Source organism: Puniceibacterium antarcticum (assembly GCF_002760615.1).
In the GTDB taxonomy this organism is placed as follows: Bacteria; Pseudomonadota; Alphaproteobacteria; order Rhodobacterales; family Rhodobacteraceae; genus Puniceibacterium; species Puniceibacterium antarcticum.
The window spans coordinates 1-18,826 of record NZ_AWWI01000158.1 but is presented as its reverse complement, the minus strand read 5'-3'; the positions used below and the strand labels follow the sequence as shown (position 1 = coordinate 18,826).

At 59.1% G+C, this 18,826-nt stretch carries 18 protein-coding genes and 3 pseudogenes; 9 read left to right on the top strand and 12 right to left on the bottom strand.

Annotation, left to right across the window (positions count from 1 at the left end; genetic code table 11):
- Positions 1-9 precede the first annotated feature (9 nt).
- Both P775_RS22370 and P775_RS22365 read left to right on the top strand, forming a co-directional pair.
- Positions 10-1,341 carry a dihydroorotase gene (locus P775_RS22370; RefSeq protein ID WP_099913064.1) on the top strand — a complete coding sequence of 444 codons (1,332 nt, stop codon included), beginning with the start codon at positions 10-12 and terminating at the stop codon, positions 1,339-1,341.
- A 22-nt stretch (positions 1,342-1,363) separates the two neighbouring features.
- Positions 1,364-2,011, top strand: coding sequence for an aspartate/glutamate racemase family protein (locus P775_RS22365; RefSeq protein ID WP_099913063.1), 648 nt, complete (start codon positions 1,364-1,366; stop codon positions 2,009-2,011).
- 13 nt (positions 2,012-2,024) lie between these two features.
- On the opposite strand, the gene P775_RS22360 is transcribed toward P775_RS22365, so the two are convergent.
- The 7 genes from P775_RS22360 to P775_RS22330 form a co-directional block, all read right to left on the bottom strand.
- Positions 2,025-2,513, bottom strand: coding sequence for an ureidoglycolate lyase (locus tag P775_RS22360; RefSeq protein WP_099913062.1), 489 nt, complete (start codon positions 2,511-2,513; stop codon positions 2,025-2,027).
- A gap of 63 nt (positions 2,514-2,576) precedes the next feature.
- Positions 2,577-3,473: a polysaccharide deacetylase family protein gene (locus P775_RS22355; RefSeq protein WP_099913061.1), complete on the bottom strand. Its 897-nt coding sequence runs from the start codon at positions 3,471-3,473 to the stop codon at positions 2,577-2,579.
- The gene (locus P775_RS22350) at positions 3,463-4,461 is read right to left on the bottom strand and encodes an NAD-dependent epimerase/dehydratase family protein (protein WP_099913060.1); all 999 of its coding nucleotides are present in this window, start codon (positions 4,459-4,461) and stop codon (positions 3,463-3,465) included. The genes P775_RS22355 and P775_RS22350 overlap by 11 nt, the downstream gene beginning before the upstream one ends.
- A gap of 21 nt (positions 4,462-4,482) precedes the next feature.
- A complete protein-coding gene (locus P775_RS22345; RefSeq protein ID WP_099913059.1) occupies positions 4,483-5,100 on the bottom strand; it encodes a flavin reductase family protein in 618 nt (205 codons plus the stop codon).
- A gap of 5 nt (positions 5,101-5,105) precedes the next feature.
- Positions 5,106-6,401 (bottom strand): TRAP transporter large permease, encoded by a 1,296-nt coding sequence (locus P775_RS22340; protein ID WP_099913058.1) that lies wholly within the window; start codon positions 6,399-6,401, stop codon positions 5,106-5,108.
- Entirely contained in the window at positions 6,401-6,985 is a 585-nt protein-coding gene (locus tag P775_RS22335) for a TRAP transporter small permease subunit (protein ID WP_099913057.1), read from the bottom strand. The genes P775_RS22340 and P775_RS22335 overlap by 1 nt, the downstream gene beginning before the upstream one ends.
- Positions 6,986-7,021: 36 nt before the next feature.
- Positions 7,022-8,068 (bottom strand): TRAP transporter substrate-binding protein, encoded by a 1,047-nt coding sequence (locus P775_RS22330; RefSeq protein ID WP_099913056.1) that lies wholly within the window; start codon positions 8,066-8,068, stop codon positions 7,022-7,024.
- A 356-nt stretch (positions 8,069-8,424) separates the two neighbouring features.
- On the opposite strand from P775_RS22330, the gene P775_RS22325 reads away from it, so the two are divergent.
- The 5 genes from P775_RS22325 to P775_RS22305 all read left to right on the top strand — a co-directional run bounded on the left by P775_RS22325 (position 8,425) and on the right by P775_RS22305 (position 14,297).
- Entirely contained in the window at positions 8,425-9,315 is an 891-nt protein-coding gene (locus tag P775_RS22325) for a LysR family transcriptional regulator (RefSeq protein WP_099913055.1), read from the top strand.
- 122 nt (positions 9,316-9,437) lie between these two features.
- Positions 9,438-10,184, top strand: coding sequence for an SDR family NAD(P)-dependent oxidoreductase (locus P775_RS22320; RefSeq protein ID WP_099913054.1), 747 nt, complete (start codon positions 9,438-9,440; stop codon positions 10,182-10,184).
- A gap of 565 nt (positions 10,185-10,749) precedes the next feature.
- Complete coding sequence (gene repA, locus P775_RS22315) at positions 10,750-11,952, top strand: plasmid partitioning protein RepA (protein WP_099913053.1); 1,203 nt, start codon at positions 10,750-10,752, stop codon at positions 11,950-11,952.
- The gene (gene repB, locus P775_RS22310; RefSeq protein ID WP_099913052.1) at positions 11,942-12,880 is read left to right on the top strand and encodes a plasmid partitioning protein RepB; all 939 of its coding nucleotides are present in this window, start codon (positions 11,942-11,944) and stop codon (positions 12,878-12,880) included. Before repA ends, repB begins: the two co-directional genes overlap by 11 nt.
- A 235-nt stretch (positions 12,881-13,115) precedes the next feature.
- Entirely contained in the window at positions 13,116-14,297 is a 1,182-nt protein-coding gene (locus P775_RS22305; protein WP_099913051.1) for a helix-turn-helix domain-containing protein, read from the top strand.
- A gap of 657 nt (positions 14,298-14,954) precedes the next feature.
- Here P775_RS22305 and P775_RS22300 read toward each other — a convergent pair.
- Positions 14,955-15,410, bottom strand: a pseudogene (locus P775_RS22300) (recombinase family protein); the annotation flags it as partial.
- Positions 15,411-15,586: 176 nt separating this feature from the next.
- Here P775_RS22300 and P775_RS22295 point away from each other — a divergent pair.
- Together P775_RS22295 and P775_RS22290 are read left to right on the top strand one after the other, a co-directional pair.
- Complete coding sequence (locus P775_RS22295; protein ID WP_099913050.1) at positions 15,587-15,829, top strand: type II toxin-antitoxin system Phd/YefM family antitoxin; 243 nt, start codon at positions 15,587-15,589, stop codon at positions 15,827-15,829.
- Positions 15,829-16,230, top strand: coding sequence for a type II toxin-antitoxin system VapC family toxin (locus P775_RS22290; protein WP_099913049.1), 402 nt, complete (start codon positions 15,829-15,831; stop codon positions 16,228-16,230). Before P775_RS22295 ends, P775_RS22290 begins: the two co-directional genes overlap by 1 nt.
- A 29-nt stretch (positions 16,231-16,259) precedes the next feature.
- Here P775_RS22290 and P775_RS30010 read toward each other — a convergent pair.
- The 4 genes and pseudogenes from P775_RS30010 to P775_RS22270 form a co-directional block, all read right to left on the bottom strand.
- Positions 16,260-17,185: pseudogene (locus tag P775_RS30010) on the bottom strand (site-specific integrase).
- A gap of 131 nt (positions 17,186-17,316) precedes the next feature.
- Positions 17,317-17,943 (bottom strand): formate dehydrogenase accessory sulfurtransferase FdhD, encoded by a 627-nt coding sequence (locus P775_RS22280; protein WP_099913048.1) that lies wholly within the window; start codon positions 17,941-17,943, stop codon positions 17,317-17,319.
- A 205-nt stretch (positions 17,944-18,148) separates the two neighbouring features.
- A pseudogene (locus P775_RS22275) lies at positions 18,149-18,319 on the bottom strand (IS110 family transposase); the annotation flags it as partial.
- 104 nt (positions 18,320-18,423) lie between these two features.
- On the bottom strand, positions 18,424-18,826 hold a 403-nt coding region (locus P775_RS22270), incomplete at its 5' end, for an MFS transporter (protein ID WP_143520970.1).

Genomic DNA, 18,826 nt, shown 5'->3' with positions numbered 1-18,826 from the left:
GAGAGATGCTTGGCCGAATATGATTTGCTTTTGAAGAATGGCACCTGCGTTCTGCCTTGGGGTGTCCTCATAACTGATATTGCCGTGCGTGATGGCCGGATCGCAGGCTTGGGCAGCTTTGACTCCGCGCTGGGGGACGAAGTGATCGAGTGCAGCGGACTGCACGTGCTGCCTGGGCTGATTGACCCGCATGTCCATGCGCGCGATCCCGGCGACCCTCTGGTCGAGACACTGGAAACCGCCACAAAGGGGGCCGTGCTCGGCGGGCTCTGCAGTATTTTTGACATGCCCAACACCGCGCCGCCGCTGTTCACCGCGGCCGATCTCGACGCCAAGCGTGAACAGGCCAAAGCCCAATCCTGGTGCGACATAGGTTTTTATGTCGCGGCGGGTCAGCCCAACCTCAACGAACTGGAAGCACTCGAGCAGCAGGCGAATGTCTGCGCGGTCAAGCTCTTTGCCGGAGGAGCAAAGGGGCATCTGTTGGTTCCGGACGATGAGTCGATCGAAAAAGCGCTGCGCAACGGGCGTCGTCGTATCTGCTTTCACGCCGAGGATGAATACAGAGTTCAGGAACGCAAGGCGCTCTACACCTCTGGCGATCCACACCGGCTGCACCAGGACTGGCGGGATGTGGAATGCGCCATGCTGGGGACACAGCGCATCGTCGCTCTGGCGCGCAAAGTCGGGCGCCCGGTGCACATCCTGCATGTCTCGACCGCCGAAGAGTTGGATTATCTGCGCGTCTGCCGCGACATCGCGACGGTCGAACTGCTCGTGAACCATCTGACCCAGTCGGACGAGGCCTATGACAGGCTCGGCGGCTATGCCGTTATGAACCCGCCGATCCGGTCCGAACGCCACCGAGAGGCAGCCTGGAAGGCAATTGCTGACGGTTCCGTCGACGTGATCGGTTCGGACCACGCGCCCCATTCGCGCGCCGCCAAAGAACATCCTTGGCCGGACACCGCTGCGGGCCTCACGGGCGTGCAGACTCTCGTACCAATCATGCTCGATCACGCGAGCGCGGGGCGGCTGTCACTATCGCGGCTGGTCGACCTCATGTCCGCAGGCCCAGCCCGGGTCTACGGTGTGCCGACGAAGGGGCGGATTGCCGCGGGTTATGATGCGGATTTCACGATCGTCGACATGCAGCACGAGCGCCGCATCGAGGACAGCTGGATCGCAGCACCCTGCGGGTGGACTCCGTTCGACGGCCACCTGTGCAAGGGCTGGCCGCGCATGACCATCCTGCGCGGCCGTACCGTCATGCGCGACGACGAATTGCAGGGGACGCCCGGCGGCAGGCCGGTGCCGTTCCTTGGAACCGGGCAGGCATGAGCCGCAAGCAAAGGGCCAAGTGATGCTGGGACCTATACTCTTCATCAATCCAAATTCGTCGGAAGAGGTGACGCAAGGCATCGCTGAAGCGCTGGGGCCTTTTGCCCCTGCATGGCCTAGCGGGTTCGAAAGCGTCTGCCTGCCCGACGGGCCGGCCACCATCGCCACCGATCTACATGTCGCCGAAGCCGCGACAAGTCTGGCGCGATTGCTGCAGGACAGGCCAGACGCTGCGGCATATGTGGTGGCTTGCTTTTCGGATACAGGGGTCGAGGTGATGCGCAGTCTCACATCGCGTCCGGTGATCGGGCTTCAGCAGACCGGTATCCTGGCCGCTCTGTCGCGTGCAGATCTGTTCAGGATCATAGCGCTTTCGGACAAATCCCGTGGTCGGCACCGTCTGAGAATGTGCCAATCCGGTGTGATGTCGCGGTTCGTCGCCTCTCTGGATCTTGGCGGCGCTTCGGCAGAAGATGTCGGCCACTGCGCCGACACGTTCGACAAGAGCTGCGAGGCCGGGCGCGCACTGGTGCGGATGGGAGCTGAGGCGATCGTGCTGGGATGCGCGAGCTTTGCGCCGCAGCGTCCCCGGATTGAAGAGGCCATCGGCGTGCCGGTGATCGACCCAGTCGCGGCAGCGGCGGGACTTGCTCGGGCTGCCTGCCTCTGAAACACGTCCGGTTTCAGCGAAGCGCGTGGCGGGGGATATGGACGGGCTCGGGCAGAGAGTGAAGCTCGGTATCCTGCCCACCCTCGCACTGCCCCATCAGGACGGCGACGTCGCACGCCCCGTCTAGGCTGATCAGGCCATGATGCCACGTGCCGCGCCGGTACATGATGCCGGTTCCCGGTGGCAGCAGGAAGATCTGCAGCGCGCCGATGTCGGGCCGACCATCACCAAGCGTCGGACAGACTGCTGTCAGCAGGGTCACCGACGCCATGGGAAGAAAGCTCTGCGCACTGTGCGGGTGACGCTCGATTTGCTCGAGCTGGATGTCCTGCGAATTGGTGGAGAGATGGTTGATCCAAAGACGGGGGCTTACCTGCGCCAGCATGTCTTTAATGGATGCATCTAGGTAATGGCGCCCGGCACCACCGGGATGCCGCAGCACCGTTCCGAAAGGCGCGAACTCCGTTTCTGTGATCCAATTTGCGGCAAGGACCCTAGGCATTGCGTTCCTGTCATTGTTATTGAACGCTTCAAGAAAGGCCTGTTCCGGCGCAGCTGGGCGCAGTCATTCAGGCTCCGGCGGATGCTCTGACATCCAGTGCCGGGCGATGTCGACACGCCGACATATCCAGACATTTGGCAGGGACTGGATGTGGGAAAGGAATTGCCGCAGCGCCAGCGCGCGGCCGGGATGACCCATCAGGCGGCAGTGCAATCCGACGCTCATCATCTTCGGGTGCGTTTCGCCCTCTTCGTAAAGTATGTCGAAACTGTCCCGCAGAATTTCGTAGAACTGACCCGCCGTCGCCACGTTTCCGCGGGCGAATTTGCCGTCGTTCTGCGCAAGGCTGTAGGGTATGACCAGATGATCTTGACCGTCGACCTTCGTCCAGTAGGGCAGCTCGTCGGCATAACTGTCTGAATCATACAAGAACCCGCCATGTTCCACGATCAGGCTGCGGGTTCTCTCGGACGGTGCGTAACGGCAGTACCAGCCCGCCGGAGTGTCGCCGCATAGGCCGCCGATCACTTCAAAGGCCTGCGAGATGGCCTGTCGCTCCTCGGTCTCGTCGAAGGACTGATGCCGCAACCAGCGGTCGCCATGGGCGCAGACGTCCCAGTGGTTCTGCCGGATGGTATCGGCGACCTGCGGGTTGCGCTTGAGCGCCTGCGCGCATCCAAAGATGGTCGCAGGGACATCGGCCTCTCGCAGTAAGCGAAACAGGCGCCAGACGCCGACGCGGCTGCCATATTCGAACATCGACTCGGCGCCAAGATCACGGCTGGAAAACGAGCCGCCACCGCCTTCTGTGAGGCCGCCCTCGGACAGGCCGTCGCCATCGGGATAGCTCTCTTCGGAACCCTCCTCGTAATTCACGACGATGTTCACGGCGATCCGCGCGCCGCCCGGCCAGCGCGGGTCGGGCGGGTTTGGGCCGTATCCGATGAAGTCACGTTGCATGGTCGGGAATATCCTGTGTCGGTGGCGCTGTAGGGGTCTTCAGCCATTGAGCATAGTCGCGGCAGGCCGCCTCTGGCGAGCGAAAGCGGAAATCAAAATCCTGCTCAAACTTTGTGGCGACGAGAGGCTGGCGTGTGCGTGTCGGATCATCATGCAGGATCAGCCTGCAATCGCTGCCATCCGCGCGGCCTATGCCGTGGTGCCAGCGCGGATGATTTTCAGAAAGCTGCCGGGCCAGCAGGACAGGGTACCAGGATGCGCCAAGGCCAAGATTGTAGAGGTCCGAGGGCAGCTTGGGTGCGATCGCGAGCAGCACGAGGGCGGCAGCCACATCCCGGCTGCTGGTCCAGTCGCGCCGCAGCCCTTCCGGTAAGATCACTTCCTTATCCGACTGTGCGGCGCGCGCCATCTGGAAGGGCAGGCTCATGAGGTCGCGAGTCCCCGTCTCGCGCTCGTGCGGACCGAACAAGGCAGTGATCCGTGCACGCACGCAGGAGAGGCCGAAATGTCCGGCCGTTTCGGCCACCAGCCGCTCGCTTGCGAGCTTGGTATATCCATAGACCGAAGCGGGGCGCGGTGGCGTCGCTTCGGTTACAGGCGCGTCCTCGAAGAGTGCGGCCCCGTAGACCGCTGTGGAACTGGGATAGACGAAGCGCGCGATCCCGGCCTTGCGGACCTCTTCCAGCAGGATCGCGGTCGACACCATATTGACGTCGAAGGCCCTCTCGACCGTGGTCAGCGCACTGCCCGGCGCAAGGGTGACAGCGGCCGCGTGGATGACGCTCCGGATGCCGTGGCGCCGCAGCACTTCGGCCATGGCGCTGCGGTCGCGCACATCAGCGACCTCACAGATCAGCCCGGACCTGTCGCAAAAATCCGTCGGCAGCGCCCTGTCGTTCAGCGCGACGCAGTCAAGACCCTGCTCCAGCAGGGCTTCGACGATGTTCAGACCCAGAAAGCCACCGGCCCCGGTGAGCAGGATGGTCATCGCGGCATTTCTTTCACGGGCTCAGCCTTCCAGTTCGGTGAAAATATCGTTCAGGCGCACATAGCCCGGCCCGCTCATCCGCCCGATAAGGTTCATCCTGTCCTGATGGATATACGCCTTTTCGGTGTCGATTACGTCCGCGCGGAAATGGATATGCTTCACCTTGCCAAGAACGATCTGGCGCGAGGCCGAAGTTTCCAGCGTGGTGTGATGCTCGCACTCGAATGCCACTGGCGATTCCTCGAGCCGGGGTGGCGCGACAGAGATCGAGGGCAGGGGCGTCAGGCCAGACAGGGCGATTTCATCTTCTTCAGGTGGCAAGGTCTGCGAACAGATGCGCATTGCGTTGAACATCGCTGCGCTCACCATGTTCACTGTGAATTCACCGGTACGCCGGATGTTGGCGGCGGTGTCCTTGATCGATCCATCCTCTTTCGTCTCGACCCCGAGTGCGAGTATGCCCGGATCCGCCGAGAGGCAGTTGAAGAAGGAAATCGGCGCCGCGTTCAGGATACCCTCGGGCGATATGGTGGTCACAAGAGCGATGGGGCGCGGCACGATGGCCCCGCTCATCAGCTTGTAGCGGTCCTTGGGCGCGATGTCGTCATGTGCATAGGAACGCCATTCGGGTTTTGTCATGGGGTCTAGTCACTCATGCTTGTGGGTAGCCAGAGGACGAGGTCCGGCACGTAGATGATCAGGGTGATGAACGCGAGGAAGGCCAGAACAAAGGGGGTGATGCCGAGAAAGACATCGTTTATGTTGGAGTCCTTCGGACGCAGGTTCTGGATCACGTAGAGGTTCAGCCCGACAGGCGGGGTGATCAACGACAACTCCATCAGGATCGTAAGGAAGACCCCGAACCAGAGCGGATCGAAGCCGGCGGTGATGACGATCGGTACGACAATGCCGACCGTGGTCACCATCATTGCTACGGCCTCAAGAAAGCAGCCGAGGATCGCGTAGAACAGCACCAGCAGCCAGATCAGCGCATAGGGGCTGAGCCCGGCATCGGCGATGGCGCGCGAGGCATCCTGCGGCAGGCCGAGCAGCGAGATGATGAAGTTGAGGCAGAAGGCCGAGACGATGATAAGCATGATCATCGACGTGGTGCGGAAGGCCGCGGCAAAGGCCTGATGGAGCATCGGGATCGACAGCTTGCGGTTGATCGCGGCAAGGCCGAGGGCAGCCACGATGCCGAGAGCGGCGGCTTCAGTCGGGGTGGCGAGCCCGCCATAGATGCTGCCCATTACGACGAAGAAGACCACGAAGATCGGGAAGACCTGCCCGAGCATGCGCAGCTTTTGCGCAAAGGGTACGTCCTCCGTCCTGACCTTCGGCGGCGCGATGAACACGGAAACGATCACGATTGTCAGGGACATCATCCCCGCCAGCAGCAGCCCAGGAATGATCGCCGCGATGAACAGTTTGCTGACCGACAACTCGGCCAGGGTGCCGTAGACGATCATCAGGATGCTCGGAGGGATAAGCACGCCCAGAGTACCGCCCGATGCGAGCGAGCCATAGATCATCGGCCTGTTGTAGCCGCGCGCCTCGAGCTCCGGTATCGCCAATGTGCCGATGGTCGCTGCGGTGGCGACGCTGGAACCCGAGGTCGCGGCAAAGACAGTGCTGGCGTAGATGTTGGTGTGCAGCAATCCGCCGGGCAGTCGGCTCATCCAGACCGACAGGGCCGAATATAGCTTGTCCGCGACGCCGCCGCGGATCAGGATTTCGCCCAGCATCACGAAGAGCGGGATCGCGACAAGTGTGAAGTCGTTCATCTTGTCCCAGGCGATCGAGCCGAGCGAGGACAAGAGCAGACCGTTGCTCAGGATCTGGTCCGCGCCGAACGCGAGCAGGATCAGGGCGCTAGCGACATGCAGTCCCAGCATCAGCAGGGCGAGCAGGCCGCCGACGAAAAGCAGTGCGACTTCCATTATTCGATCCCCTGCAGCCGGGTTGCTTCGTGGCCGTCATCTGATTCAGCCTCACCCAACATGTCGCCGATGGAGTCCGAATCCCTTTGCATCGCAGCCTGCAGCAAACGGAGCAGGCGCAGGGCGATGGCGACAAAAAAGAGGCAAAGCCCCGCCGCCCAGACCGCCTGCGGATAATAGATCGGTGTACGCAGTGGCGTGTTCGAGAATGCGCCAAACATATAGGATTCCTCGGTCAGCCTCACCGCTTCAATTGCGAGCAAACCGATGACGGTACCGAACGCTGCGACCGCGAAGACGGCAAAGACCCGACCCAGCATCTTGGGCAGCTTGCGCACCACAAGGTCGATCCGGATATGCGCATGTTCATAGAAACAATAAGCGAGCCCCAGCGAGGCCGTGGTCGCAAGCGCATAACCGCCATATTCATCTACCCCCTGCAGGGATTCGTTGAACACCTTCCTCAGGAAGACTTCGACGCAAATTGCAAAGGAGAGCAGGATTACGAGCCAGCCCCCAACTATGCAGGCGCCATACGAGACGGCCCTGAGAGCCGCCTCTGCGTTTGGTATGATACGTTTCATGGTTGTTTTGTCGAAGCCTGTTTCCCGGTGGTCGAATTATTGCGACGCGATCACCTTGCCGATAGTTTCATCAAAGCGCGTGGCGCATTCAGGGAAGATCGGCGTGCAGCTTTCCTTCCACTTCGGGATGATCGTGTTTTTAACGATCTCGGCAAGGACATCCTTGTCGGCTTCTGACACTTCGGTGAAGGTCATGTGGCCGGGCTCACCGCCGAGGGTGCATTCGGCTCGGCCTGTCGCGCAGTCGACGCCCTGCTTGTGCACATCCGGTGCCATCGCCCATAGCTTGTCCTCGGCTTCTTTCATCTTGGCCATGATCATCTGCTGATCCTCGGTCGAAAGCTTGTTCCAGAACGTCTTGTTCGCCACCTGCACAACTTGGCTGTAGCTGCCCAGCGGAAAGTTGTAGAGGTGGTTCGCGACTTCGTGCCACTTTGTGCTGTAACCATAAGTGCTTCCCGTCGAGCCGCAATTGACCAGACCGCGCTGCAACGCCTGATAGACCTCGCCGCCGGTCAGGTTGACCGCCGTTGCGCCCAGCTGGTCAAGCGTATCTGCCGCAGGGGCACCCGACACGCGCACTTTGCGGCCCTTGAGGTCGGTGATGCTGCTGACAGGTTCGTTGCACCAGACGATCTGGGGGTTGAACGGCCAGTGGGTCAGAAAAACGCCATCGAACCGTTCGAGCCGCTCGGCCATGGTCGGGCGATATGCGTCCGAAATCTTGCGCAGGGTTTCGTAGTCATAGGCAATGCCCGGCAGGTCGACGGCGACCAGCGAGGGCTCGTCGCCGCTGACATAGGCCGGGCTGATCGTCATGATGTCGAAGGTGCCACGCTTGAGGAATCGCAATGCCTGATCGCCTTTCAGGCCCGCCTCATTCAGGGTCAGGTACTGAATCTCGATGCGACCGTCGGATTCCGCTTCGATGCTTTCCCACATGGGACGGTCGACATCGTCGATCTGTGGCTGGTTGCCCCAGAACCCGAGGACCTTGATGGTCACGTCCGCAGCATGTGCCGCGGAGGCTAGAGAAAAGGCGCTCAGCAGCGCCGCGGTGATGAATGTGGAGGATTTTCTCACTGTCGGTCTTCCGTTTCTGTTTCTTGGTTTCTGGTTACTGCGAGAGCCGTCATGATCCGATCAAGGGTCTGTTTTCGGTTTTGACTGCAAGTCTTGATACCGCTCAACCCCATGACTCCTGCAGATATTTTAGAATGTGTACGTCTGTTCGCGCAAAGCTGCGCAATGCTTTGGCACACCGCACACGACGTGAGCCTTAAAACCGGTCTTGATTCCGTCTTCTGGATTTCACCGTCCTGCGGTCAGTCGTCATGCCTCGGGATGTGTTTCCCGCATCTCTGGCCTGATTGATTTCTTTCCGTTCAGAGAATTTCCAATTAAATATAATCGGGTCTATATAAGCTGAGGTTATGTGAGTGAACGTCCGCTACCTTGAAATCTTCCGGGCCGTGATGGAGACTGGATCGACTTCTGCAGCTGCCGAGCTGCTCCGAATCTCGCAACCGGCAGTCTCCAACCAGTTGCGCCTGCTTGAATCGCAGATTGGTCTGGAGCTGTTCGACCGCCGGTCCCGGCGGCTTGTCCCGACGCGCGAAGCCCAGTTGATCTATGAGAAATCGAAGATCTTTTTCTTGGCTTTACAATCGCTTGACACATTTTCCGAGCAGCTTCGGCGAGGTGCCCGCGGGCAGCTGAACTTTGTCTGCAGCCCCAGCCTGACCAATGGGTGCATCCATGAGGCAATACGCCGCTTCCACCTCGATCGGCCCGATGTGACGCTGAAGCTGGACAGCCCGTCGAACGAGCGAATAATCGCTATGATCCTCGCTGAAATGACGGAATTCGGCCTGACGATTACCCCGCTCGAACATCCTTCTCTCATTTCCACATTGCTCGCAAAGCTGCCAATTTACTGCGTCGTGCCCAAAAATGACGCGCTGTCGAAACGCACGACCATCCGGCCTGGGGATCTAGTCGGAAAGAAACTCATCTCTTATCCGAAACATTCCGAGATCGGCAGGATCATCGACTCAGTCCTGCCGTCGTCGGTGCGCAGCGTCGAGCCCTTCGTGGAGGTCAGATACATCTCGATGGCGCTGCGCGTGGCAGAGGCGACAGAGGGCATTGCGCTGGTGGATGGCCATACAGCCCGATCAGCGAACACGGATCTCGTGACTGTGCACCCCATCGAGACGGAGCAGTACCTCCCACTTGTCGCCACACAATTGAAGGGCCAGAAACTGTCACTGATCGCGGAAAGCTTTATCGAAGAATATGTGAAAGTCACTAGGCTGCCCCTGAACTGAGCCGCACGCTGTGGCCCTTATCCTGCGGTTCTGAGAGCCGGAGAGCCGTGTCCGTCCTTGCCTTTCAGGGCAGAGGTAGAAAGGATCGTGCTCGCAGATAGGCAGCAGGAAAGGACCGAGACATGAAGACACCAGGACGGCTCGAAGAGCGCGTGGCCATCGTGACCGGAGGGGGGGGCGATATCGGCCATGCGATTGCGCAACGCTTCTGCGAAGCGGGTGCGCGCGTCTGCCTCGTGGATCTTGCACGAGCCTCTACGGACTGTTTTCCTGCAGAGCAGGTGCTTGCTCACACTTGCGACGTCACTGATCCTGAAGCGGTGGAGGATATGGTCGAGGCGGTCGCACAGACATTCGGACGGATCGATATTCTGGTCAACAATGCGGCCGCCGAAGCGCATAACGCTACCGTTTGTGAGTTGCCCGTCGAGATCTGGCGTCGGATCCTCGACGTCAACTTGACCGGTGCCTATCTGCTCTGCCGCGCCGGAATTCCCCATCTGCGTAAGCAGAAGGGCGTCATCCTCAATATCGCCTCTCAGCTTGGTCATGTCACCGCACGCGGCCATGCCGCCTACTCGGCCAGCAAGGCGGGCCTTCTGTCCCTCACCCGCACGCTGGCACTCGACCACGCAGAAGAAGGCATCCGCGCGGTAAGCATTTCACCCGGTGCGGTGATGACAGATCGCCTGATCAGGCGCGCGGGAAGCGAGGAGGCCGCCTTTGAACAGCACGCCCCCCGGCATCCGATCGGGCGGCTCGGAACTCCGCGCGAGATTGCCGACGCCGCGCTGTTCCTAGTCTCGGACGAAGCGGGCTTCATCACCGGCAGCGACCTTCTCGCAGATGGAGGCTACACATTGAAGTGACGCAAGGCAGTTGTGACGTAAAGCACCAACGATTGCCTGAGGAAAGATCTGAACGTAATCAACACTCATGTGAAAAAGAAGATAATTCTTACGGGGCCATCTCGACATGCGTGCGCTTGCGTAACGCAAAAGCGCCTGTAGTCGTCGGAATTGAGCAGATCCTCCCGGTGAAGCGGAGAATCGTTGTGACCACAATCCAGAACCCGTTTCGTCCCAATCCGTCGCCAAACGCGTTACTTGCGTGTTCACGCGGACACTCAAGTCAAGGTTCAGGATATCGAAGAAACGGCGCCTGTGGACAACTTGTGGATAGAATTATTAAATGAAATCAGGATGCTGAGATACAGGTCTGATGCACTGCATGAAGATAAATAGCAGGTTCGGGCTGTTTTTTTTCAAGAGGAGCAGCATCGGGGCGTAAATTTTTCTTGAGTTCATCAAGGTGGGCAGTCATAGCTGTAACGCAATACGACACAATAATAAGTCCTCCGCGTTTCTGGTCTCTAGCGAGACACTTTGTAGTTCAGTAACGCCGGTCGGGACACTTTGAGCGGGGCCGACGATAATGCATTCAGTGCTGCACGATAAGTTGCGCAAAGACGCAGAGCGCCTTTCCGAAGCTTTGGAACACATGTCGAAGCTGTTCCTAGCCCCCAAAGAGGAAAAGACCCTCCGGAGCTTTGCAACGCCTGAAGTGGCAGAGTTGCTGCGGGTAAGTGACGGGTACCTTCGCAAAGCGCATTTTGATGGTCGCATTCCAGAGGTCGAGCAGGGGGCGAACAACAAGCGTCTTTACACGGCAGAGAACATCATCGAGATCCGGCACATCTTGGCGCAGAACGCGAAGGATCCTCTCCAGTTCCTCCCGGGCCGGCGGCCCGGAGACAAGCTTCAAATCTGGTCCACCGTGAATTTCAAAGGCGGTTCAAGCAAGACCACCACAACAATAAGCCTCGGGATGCGGCTAGCCATGCGGGGGTATCGTGTACTTTTGCTCGACAGTGATCCGCAAGCGTCCCTGACCACGTTCTTCGGCTATCAGCCGGAGATCGATTTCAGGAAGGGTGGCACTCTCTACGACGCAATTCGCTACAATGACGGTGACAGCGTGCGCATCCCGATCGTTGATGTGCTCAAAAAAACCTATTTCCCCAATCTCGATATCGTTCCTGGCGGCATCATGCTGTCGGAGTTCGAGACAGAGACGCCGATGGCCCTTAGCCGCGGCGAGCAGCCTGTGTTCTTCAATCGGATCCGGGACTCGCTACGGCAGGTTGAAGACGATTACGATATCGTTCTGATCGACTGTCCTCCGCAACTCGGATACCTGACAATGTCGGCGGTGTGCGCGTCGACCTCACTTCTGATGACCATCATTCCCGAGCGCGTCGATCTGGCATCTGCAAGCCAGTTCCTAACGATGGCCTCAGGCGTTCTCGAAGTGCTTCACACGAATGGCGGAATCGGCGCATACGACAACTTCGCCTATCTCCTGACGCGGTTCGATACGGCCATCAGCACGCAGCAAGACCTGTCAGAATGGATGCGGGAGCTTTTAGGCGACAGTGTCATCAAAACGCCTTTCGTCAAGTCCTCTGCTGTCAGTGAGGCCGGCCTCTCCCAGAAGACGATCTTCGAAGTTGATCTGTCGGCCGTCAAGAACCGCAAGACATACGAACGCGCATTGGAATCCGTTATCGGGTTTTCCAACGACATTGAAATCATGATCCAGAACTCATGGGGACGAGGAGATAGCAATGAAACGTGATCTGCTGTCACGCAGCCTTGCGCAGATGGGGTCCAAGACTGCCGCTGCCCCTGAGGCGTCCGGAACGGATGAGGGTGCTCCGCGCGCGCTAAAAAGCATGTCGGATGTTCTGGCTCAGGTTTCTTCACAGTCGGCGCAGGACGTCAATGTAAACGACATTGCCGACTCCGACATCGCCGACCGCTTCGATGTTAGCGTCGAACTCGACGCCTTGGTCGAATCCATCCAGACATCCGGCCAGCAGCTCCCTGCCCTTCTCAGATACCGCCGCGGGGCAGGACCGCGCTACGAAGTCGTCTATGGTCGTCGCCGTATTGCGGCGTGCCGCAGGCTCGGCATTCAAGTCAAAGCCTTCATCAAGGAAATGGATCCGCGCGAAGCGCTGGTATCCCAAGCCCTCGAGAATTCAGCCCGCCTTGAACGCAGCTTCATCGAGCAGGCCATCTTCTCCGTCAAACTTGAAGACCAGGGGTTTACGCGCGCCGAGATCTGCGACGTGTTGGCCGTGGACAAGGGGACGTTGAGCAAACTCATTGGCGTTGCCAAGGATGTTCCGCAGGATGTCATATACGGCATCGGCGCAGCCCACGACGTCGGCCGCAGGCAGTGGTTGGAACTCCGCCGTCTTTTCGGCCTGGAAGGTCGACCGACCGATGAGGAAGCGATGGCGCTTCTTCCCGCTGTAGGATCAGGCGCCGAGAAGATCGCGGCGATCATCAAAGACATGCAGGCATCGGAACATGCGGCGCCCTCGCAGGCTTCCCCCCCTGCCCCGCAGCGAAAGATCGGTGACACACCGGTCGCGTGCATGGCGAAGGGGCGTCGCCTCACGATTGAAATATCGGATAAAAAGGAACACGGCTTCATTGGCTTCGTCGAGGACAATCTTGAAAAGCTATATGCGGCCTGGAAGGCTGAAAAACAGTGAACGTGCGGAGGTTCAACCCATAACCCATTGTTTTCATTTAGTTGACCACGGCCAACTTCACGAAACGAACAAGAAACCTAGTTAGAGGAGGCAGGCACCACACAAAAAGAAACCCCCCGAAGGCGGTTAAGCACTCCAGAGGGTCCCGATTTACTGCAATTCATTGGTACCCCCAAATTTTCAACGCTGCAACACCCATTTCGGTGACCGGTATCTTTTTGTCGTCTGAAAATGTATGTACCAACACCCAGAAACGGCTTTTGAAGCCGAGGCACACTCGATTTGTGCCGTAGACGAACACACCGCATTTGATGGTGTGGGAACAGTTGCGCAGCAGCCGTATTTTCATCCTGTCAGGCGCCGTGAGTTGTTGGCCGCGGTCAATACCGCCGCGAAAGATCTTGGTTTGCGCCCCGCATCGGTTGTCGTCATAGACGCGCTGTTGAGCTGCTTGCCGTGCAAGGATCCCAAAACGGGTATTGACAGTCCAATTACGCCGCTAACGCTTCTGACAATCTACGCAGCCAACACCACCCTGTGCTTCAGGGCGAAAGGTATCACCGACCGCCAGTTGCGCCGGCATCTGGAAACACTTGAAGATGTTGGCCTGATCGCACGGAAAGACAGCGCCAACGGGAAACGATTTCCAATTCAACGATGTGGCAAGGTGATTGGCGCCTTCGGTATCGACCTGTCACCTCTTCTGGCGCGGTCAGAGGAAATCATGGACTTGGCGCAACAACGCCGTGACCACGCGGTCGAGCTGCGCGGGATGCGGTCCTGCATCCAGTCGCTCCGGATGGCCTGTCTCCGCCTCGACGTCGACACCGAGGTCACGAATTTTCTCGACAGCATCCGCAATGTTCTGCGTCGTGCCACGACGACGGTCATCGAAGCCCGCGCCATCATCTCTAAACTAAAAGGCATCATCGCTGACTACCGTGCCGTAAGCAGCCCGGCTCAAACCTCGAACAGAACCGCGGTCAACACCCCGGTTGAAGCCTCCTGCCTAGCGCAAAAACACAACGCAGAGCCGCATGAGGCGTCCGCCACAGACGGACGAAATGACCGGCACAAAGAACCTCCAAAATCATATACAAAAAAAACAACGCACCAATCACTGACGAATCTCTGGCAAACACTGACGCATATTCGGAGTTTCTACCCCGATATACCACGATCAGATCATCACGCTCTTCAAATCGTATATGAGTTCGGAAAAATGCTGAGAATTGCCCCAGATGTTTTGAGAGGTGGCATCGCATCGAAAGGCTGGCGAGCTGCACTTGAAGCCGAAGATGAAATCGCTGCACGTGTTGCAAACATTGCCGACCCCACAAGTTATTTTGGACGCTTGCTGAGGACGGGCACGAGACTCAGCCAAACGTGCAAACCCGATATGAGAAGCTATACCTGAGAATGATGCAGCCAACAGATCGCTGCTGTGTTTGTCCTAGACATCGCCACGTGACAGTGGGCCGGATCGCCGCAATCCCACCGAAGTTGGCCGCGGCCAACTTCATGCCATGGTTCTCGAGGATCGAGGGATTAGGCTGCATTTGTCTAAACGCGACCTTTTCGTTAAGGTACGCCATTGCATGCGGGCCACTGCGATGACTCGACTGCACCATGGCGGATCCCAAATGGATTGTATCCAAGCCTGCCGTTTTAAAATATCCTCAGCGCAGTCCATGAACACTGCAATCAACAGGGTCTTCATTAATCTTTTCGATGGGTTTCTTTACAATCAGATTCACCTCGAGGGGACAATGCCTGCGCGGCGATATTTCTGCACCCATCAACGGTCCGGGAAATGGGCGAGTTCATGATGCCATACTGTGTGTTTCAGTCTTTCAACCATAGGACTGCTTCGCCTGTCAGGTAAACAAAGATGTCTGCCTCATCATCAATGGTCTTCTTGCGCCCCAAACTGATCTGCATTGACGGAAAGTTGGCCGCGGCCAACTTTCGATCGGTATCCTGCGTCACAGACCCGGCTGGTGGCATATCTTCGACAATCTCCTAACGTAAGGTTGACCACTTTACTCCGCCTGCGGCCGCCGGAAGCAAAAGTGTAGCCGTACTGTAGCGCCAGCCGCACCTTGCGAAGCGCGGGAGGTGCGCGGCGGCGCAACCTTTGGCGCGAACGCTGGCATGCCCTGCGTTGGTCCGTTCCCGGATGGCGGCACGCTCGAACTCGGCTGCAGCACCCAGAACCTGCAGCGTGACCTTGCCTTACAGTGATGCCTTGTCGATCAGATCCTTCAATGACCCGAAGAAGGCATCCTTGTTATCCAACCGCTCGACCACCTCGAACAGGTGCAATAGCGACCGTGCTAGACGGTCGATGCAGACCGCAACCAGCGTGTCACCCTTGCCGATCTGCGCCAGCGCTTGTCGCGTGCTGTTGCCGCCCGGGGCCTGTTCCTCGTGGATCTCGGCGCAGCCTGCGAATTTCATCAGGGCCTGCGGCTGGGGCAGGCTGGCTGTGATCTTCGGTGAAGTGGCGGGCATAGCCTATCAGAGGCATGGAAATTGGGCCATTTACTGTCTCGCATAACGTAGCTGGACGACTTTAGATTGAAGGTTGCGAGCGAAGATTTTTCTTCCAAATTTAACAAGCTGAAGCTTTTGACTTTGCCTCGCCTTGACATAAGTGAGTCAATCCACCATATGTCTAGCCTGATAGCTAGCTAGGTGTGGGCGATGTGGACAGTTCAAGACGCGAAAAACAAGTTCAGTGCGGTTGTTGAGGCTGCGCTGGCGGGGACACCGCAAGAAGTCACCCGTCGTGGCAAACCTGCGGTCGTCATCCTGTCTGCGGAAGACTACCACAGGCTGGTTGATGGAGCTGTGAAGGCGCGCGAGAGTTTTGCAGAGCATTTGATGTCATTTCCCGGTGGGGATATCCCGCGCGCCCTAGCTGAGCCGCGTGACGTAAGCTTTTGATGTATATTCTCGACACCAACGTCATTTCGTCTGTCCGCCGACCGGACCGTGCGCCTCAGGTGGCGGCGTGGTTGCGTGGCAAGGCCGAGCAGGACCTTTTCCTGAGCGTTATCACACTGGGTGAAATCGAGCGCGGCATTCTCCAGCAGGAGCATCGCGATGCCGCCTTTGCAAACGATCTCCGCAGCTGGCTTGATCGGACCGTCCTATTATTTTCGGACCGGCTGCTTGCTTTTGAGGCAGAGGATGCGCGCATCTGGGGACGGCTCTCGGCTGAGATTGGCCATAATGCTGCTGATTTGATGATCGCGGCATCGGCGCTACGCCATGGTGCCGTCGTTGTGACCGGGAATATCAGTGATTTTGCACCGACCGGTGCTGCGTTGGAAAATCCATTTTAGGCGCAAGGTTCTGCGGTAGGGCAGGGGAGTCACAGCCTTGCGGCCGTGGTCAGGTTCACGCGGAACCGGTCGCGGCGGCGCTGGCAGCGGCGGGTCATCTCAGCGCTGGCGTGGCCAAGCTGCTTCTGGCCATTGCGTTCGTCCACCTCTGCGCTGCTCGTCGGCCCCGCGCGCAGACTGTGACCTGAGAAGAGGGCGACGCGATCCTTCGCGGGCAGATCGCCGCGAATACCCGCATCCGGCACGCAGAACCTGATCAACCGCGCCACAAGTTTTTCGTCCAACAGGGCTGCTAGCCCGCGTTTTCAGTCGCGCGAGCTGCCCACAAAGACGGGACTAAAGTCGATCCTGACAAAGTGCAGCCATTGCTGCAGGGCATGAAACGGGCAGGTGTGGCGGATGATCCGCGCCCAATCTCGACCTCGCGCCAGCCGGTCTTGGCGTTCAGGATCAGCAGAGCACCGCCCTCCAGGATCTCGATCCAGCCGCCGGAGTCCGGTGAGTTGCCATTGTGCACATCTACTGACAATCTCGGACCGGCGCAGGCCTCTGGCATAGCCCAGCAGCAGGATCGCCTCTTTCTGCACCGGCGGGCTGCCGTGGCGGCGCTTGATCCCGGCCAGAATGGTCGCGATGTGGTGGTTCTAGCGATCCAGCGGCAGCCAGTGCGGCTTGAAATTCCTGGTGAGACCGGACAGGCGGCGCTTGATCCTCAACACCGGCAGGGCAGGGGTCTTGCCCGTGAGCGCCGCAAAATCGGCGATATAGAGGCCGATCATCTCCTGTGACAAGGGCAGGGGGCTGTGCATTTCATCCGGCACAGGCGGGTGAAGCGTTCAGTCCTTGGCATAGGTCATGACCGTTTGGTCCGAGGTAGCGGCCCGCGCACAGCCCGGGCGGTGTCAACCAACTTGTCGCGCACGTCAGTGTCCGCCACAAAGGACTGCAGGTTCAGGGGCGCGTCTTAAGATGGGTCTCTCCCGGTGTCTGCATCACCGGAAGGCCCGTCCTATGTGTTTGAGCGTGTTCTTTGTGCATGTCCCGACATGCCGGGACGCTGCGCCGATAATGTCCGATAATGTAAACTTATTGGACATGATGTGACACACGAGCACGAGGCGGTTGGTTGGTATTTTCTGGTCCAAAGCGCCGAACTGATGTAGCGTCAAAGCATGACATTTGCCCAGCCCGACCAATTTGACGATCCACAGACGATACCGCGGCTGCCGCCTTGGGTCCCTGATCCGGCACATAGAAACCCGCAGCGTGGCAACCGTGGGTGCGGTCATGCTCGGGCTGGTGGGCGCGGAGCAAGTCAGGAGCGGCGCAGGCTCCTGCAGTGTCAGGCGCAGGGTGGAGGAGGGGAGGGCGGGCAGCGTCCGTTCGACCTTGTCCAGACTGTCGATGCCGCAAAGTCCGCAGCCGACGGGGCCGATCATCGAGCGCCGACGCGGCGCGGGCGTTGGCGGCGGGCGTGAGCCAGAGGCGCGCCTCAAACCCCTTGGCGTGATGCACGATCTCGATTTCGCGCAGCTCGGCGCTGTCACGGATCACGCCCTCGGTCAGGGCAAAGCCGCGGGCGAAATCCTCCAGATCGGTTGGGCTGGCCATCATCACGCCCAGCGTCACCGCGTTGCAGACGAGCGCCACCGGCACCTCGCATACCAGGGGATAGAGCGCTGCGTGGGTGAAGTCGGCGGTCTGCAAGGTCATGCCACGACCTCCACCGGAGTGCCCTTGAAAGCAGGCGTCTGGGAGTTCTTTTCATGGTAGCCGAGCGGCACAAGCGGGTTGAGCTCGGGATAATAGCCCGCGACGCATCCCGGCGGCAGATCATACCCCGTGACGGTCAGCGCATGAACACGGCGCTCAAAGCCAGCCGAACCTCGTGGCCCAGCTTACCGATTTCGCGCCCTCAAAAGTGAGCCCCGCCGCAGGCTTGCATCGCGACGACGCAAGGCGGCAGCTAGCCTAAAAACTCCAGAACCTGCACGCGCCGCAGTTTCTTGCGTAAGACCGCCAGGCCCCTGCCGTCGGCTCCATGCACCTGAAAAATGTTTCTCGCCAGATCGAGTCCGACCGTGATAATCTCCGACCTGACCGCATCCCAAGTTGTATTGTTGCGATCCCACCCCGGCGCAGTGATGCCGTCGGGGGCGGTTACACCATCAGAGCCGTAAAAATAATCAAGGCTTAAGACTTGGTTGTCGGAAAGCCGTTGCGACGGCTGAAATAAACCACGGCGATGCTGAGAGCCATCGTTGCGCCGACGATCCAGAAAAGGCTCGACAGCCCCGCAATGGCCAAGGCCGTACCGCCCAGGGCGGAGCCCGCGAAGATCCCGACGTTGTAGATCGTGGCAATCATTGCCGTGCCCAGCTCTGATTCCTCGCGCACGATCCGGCTTACGCCCGACTGGATGACGGTCGGCATGCCCCCGAAGGACAGCCCCCAGAGCAGCATCACCGCGATGCCGACCCAGGAATTTACCGTGAAGACCAGAGACGTGATCATCAGCGCCAAGGTCAGCGTGAGCATCGAGAGTGCGAAGCTGCGCAGATGGCGATCGACAACCTGCCCGGCGAAGACCACCCCA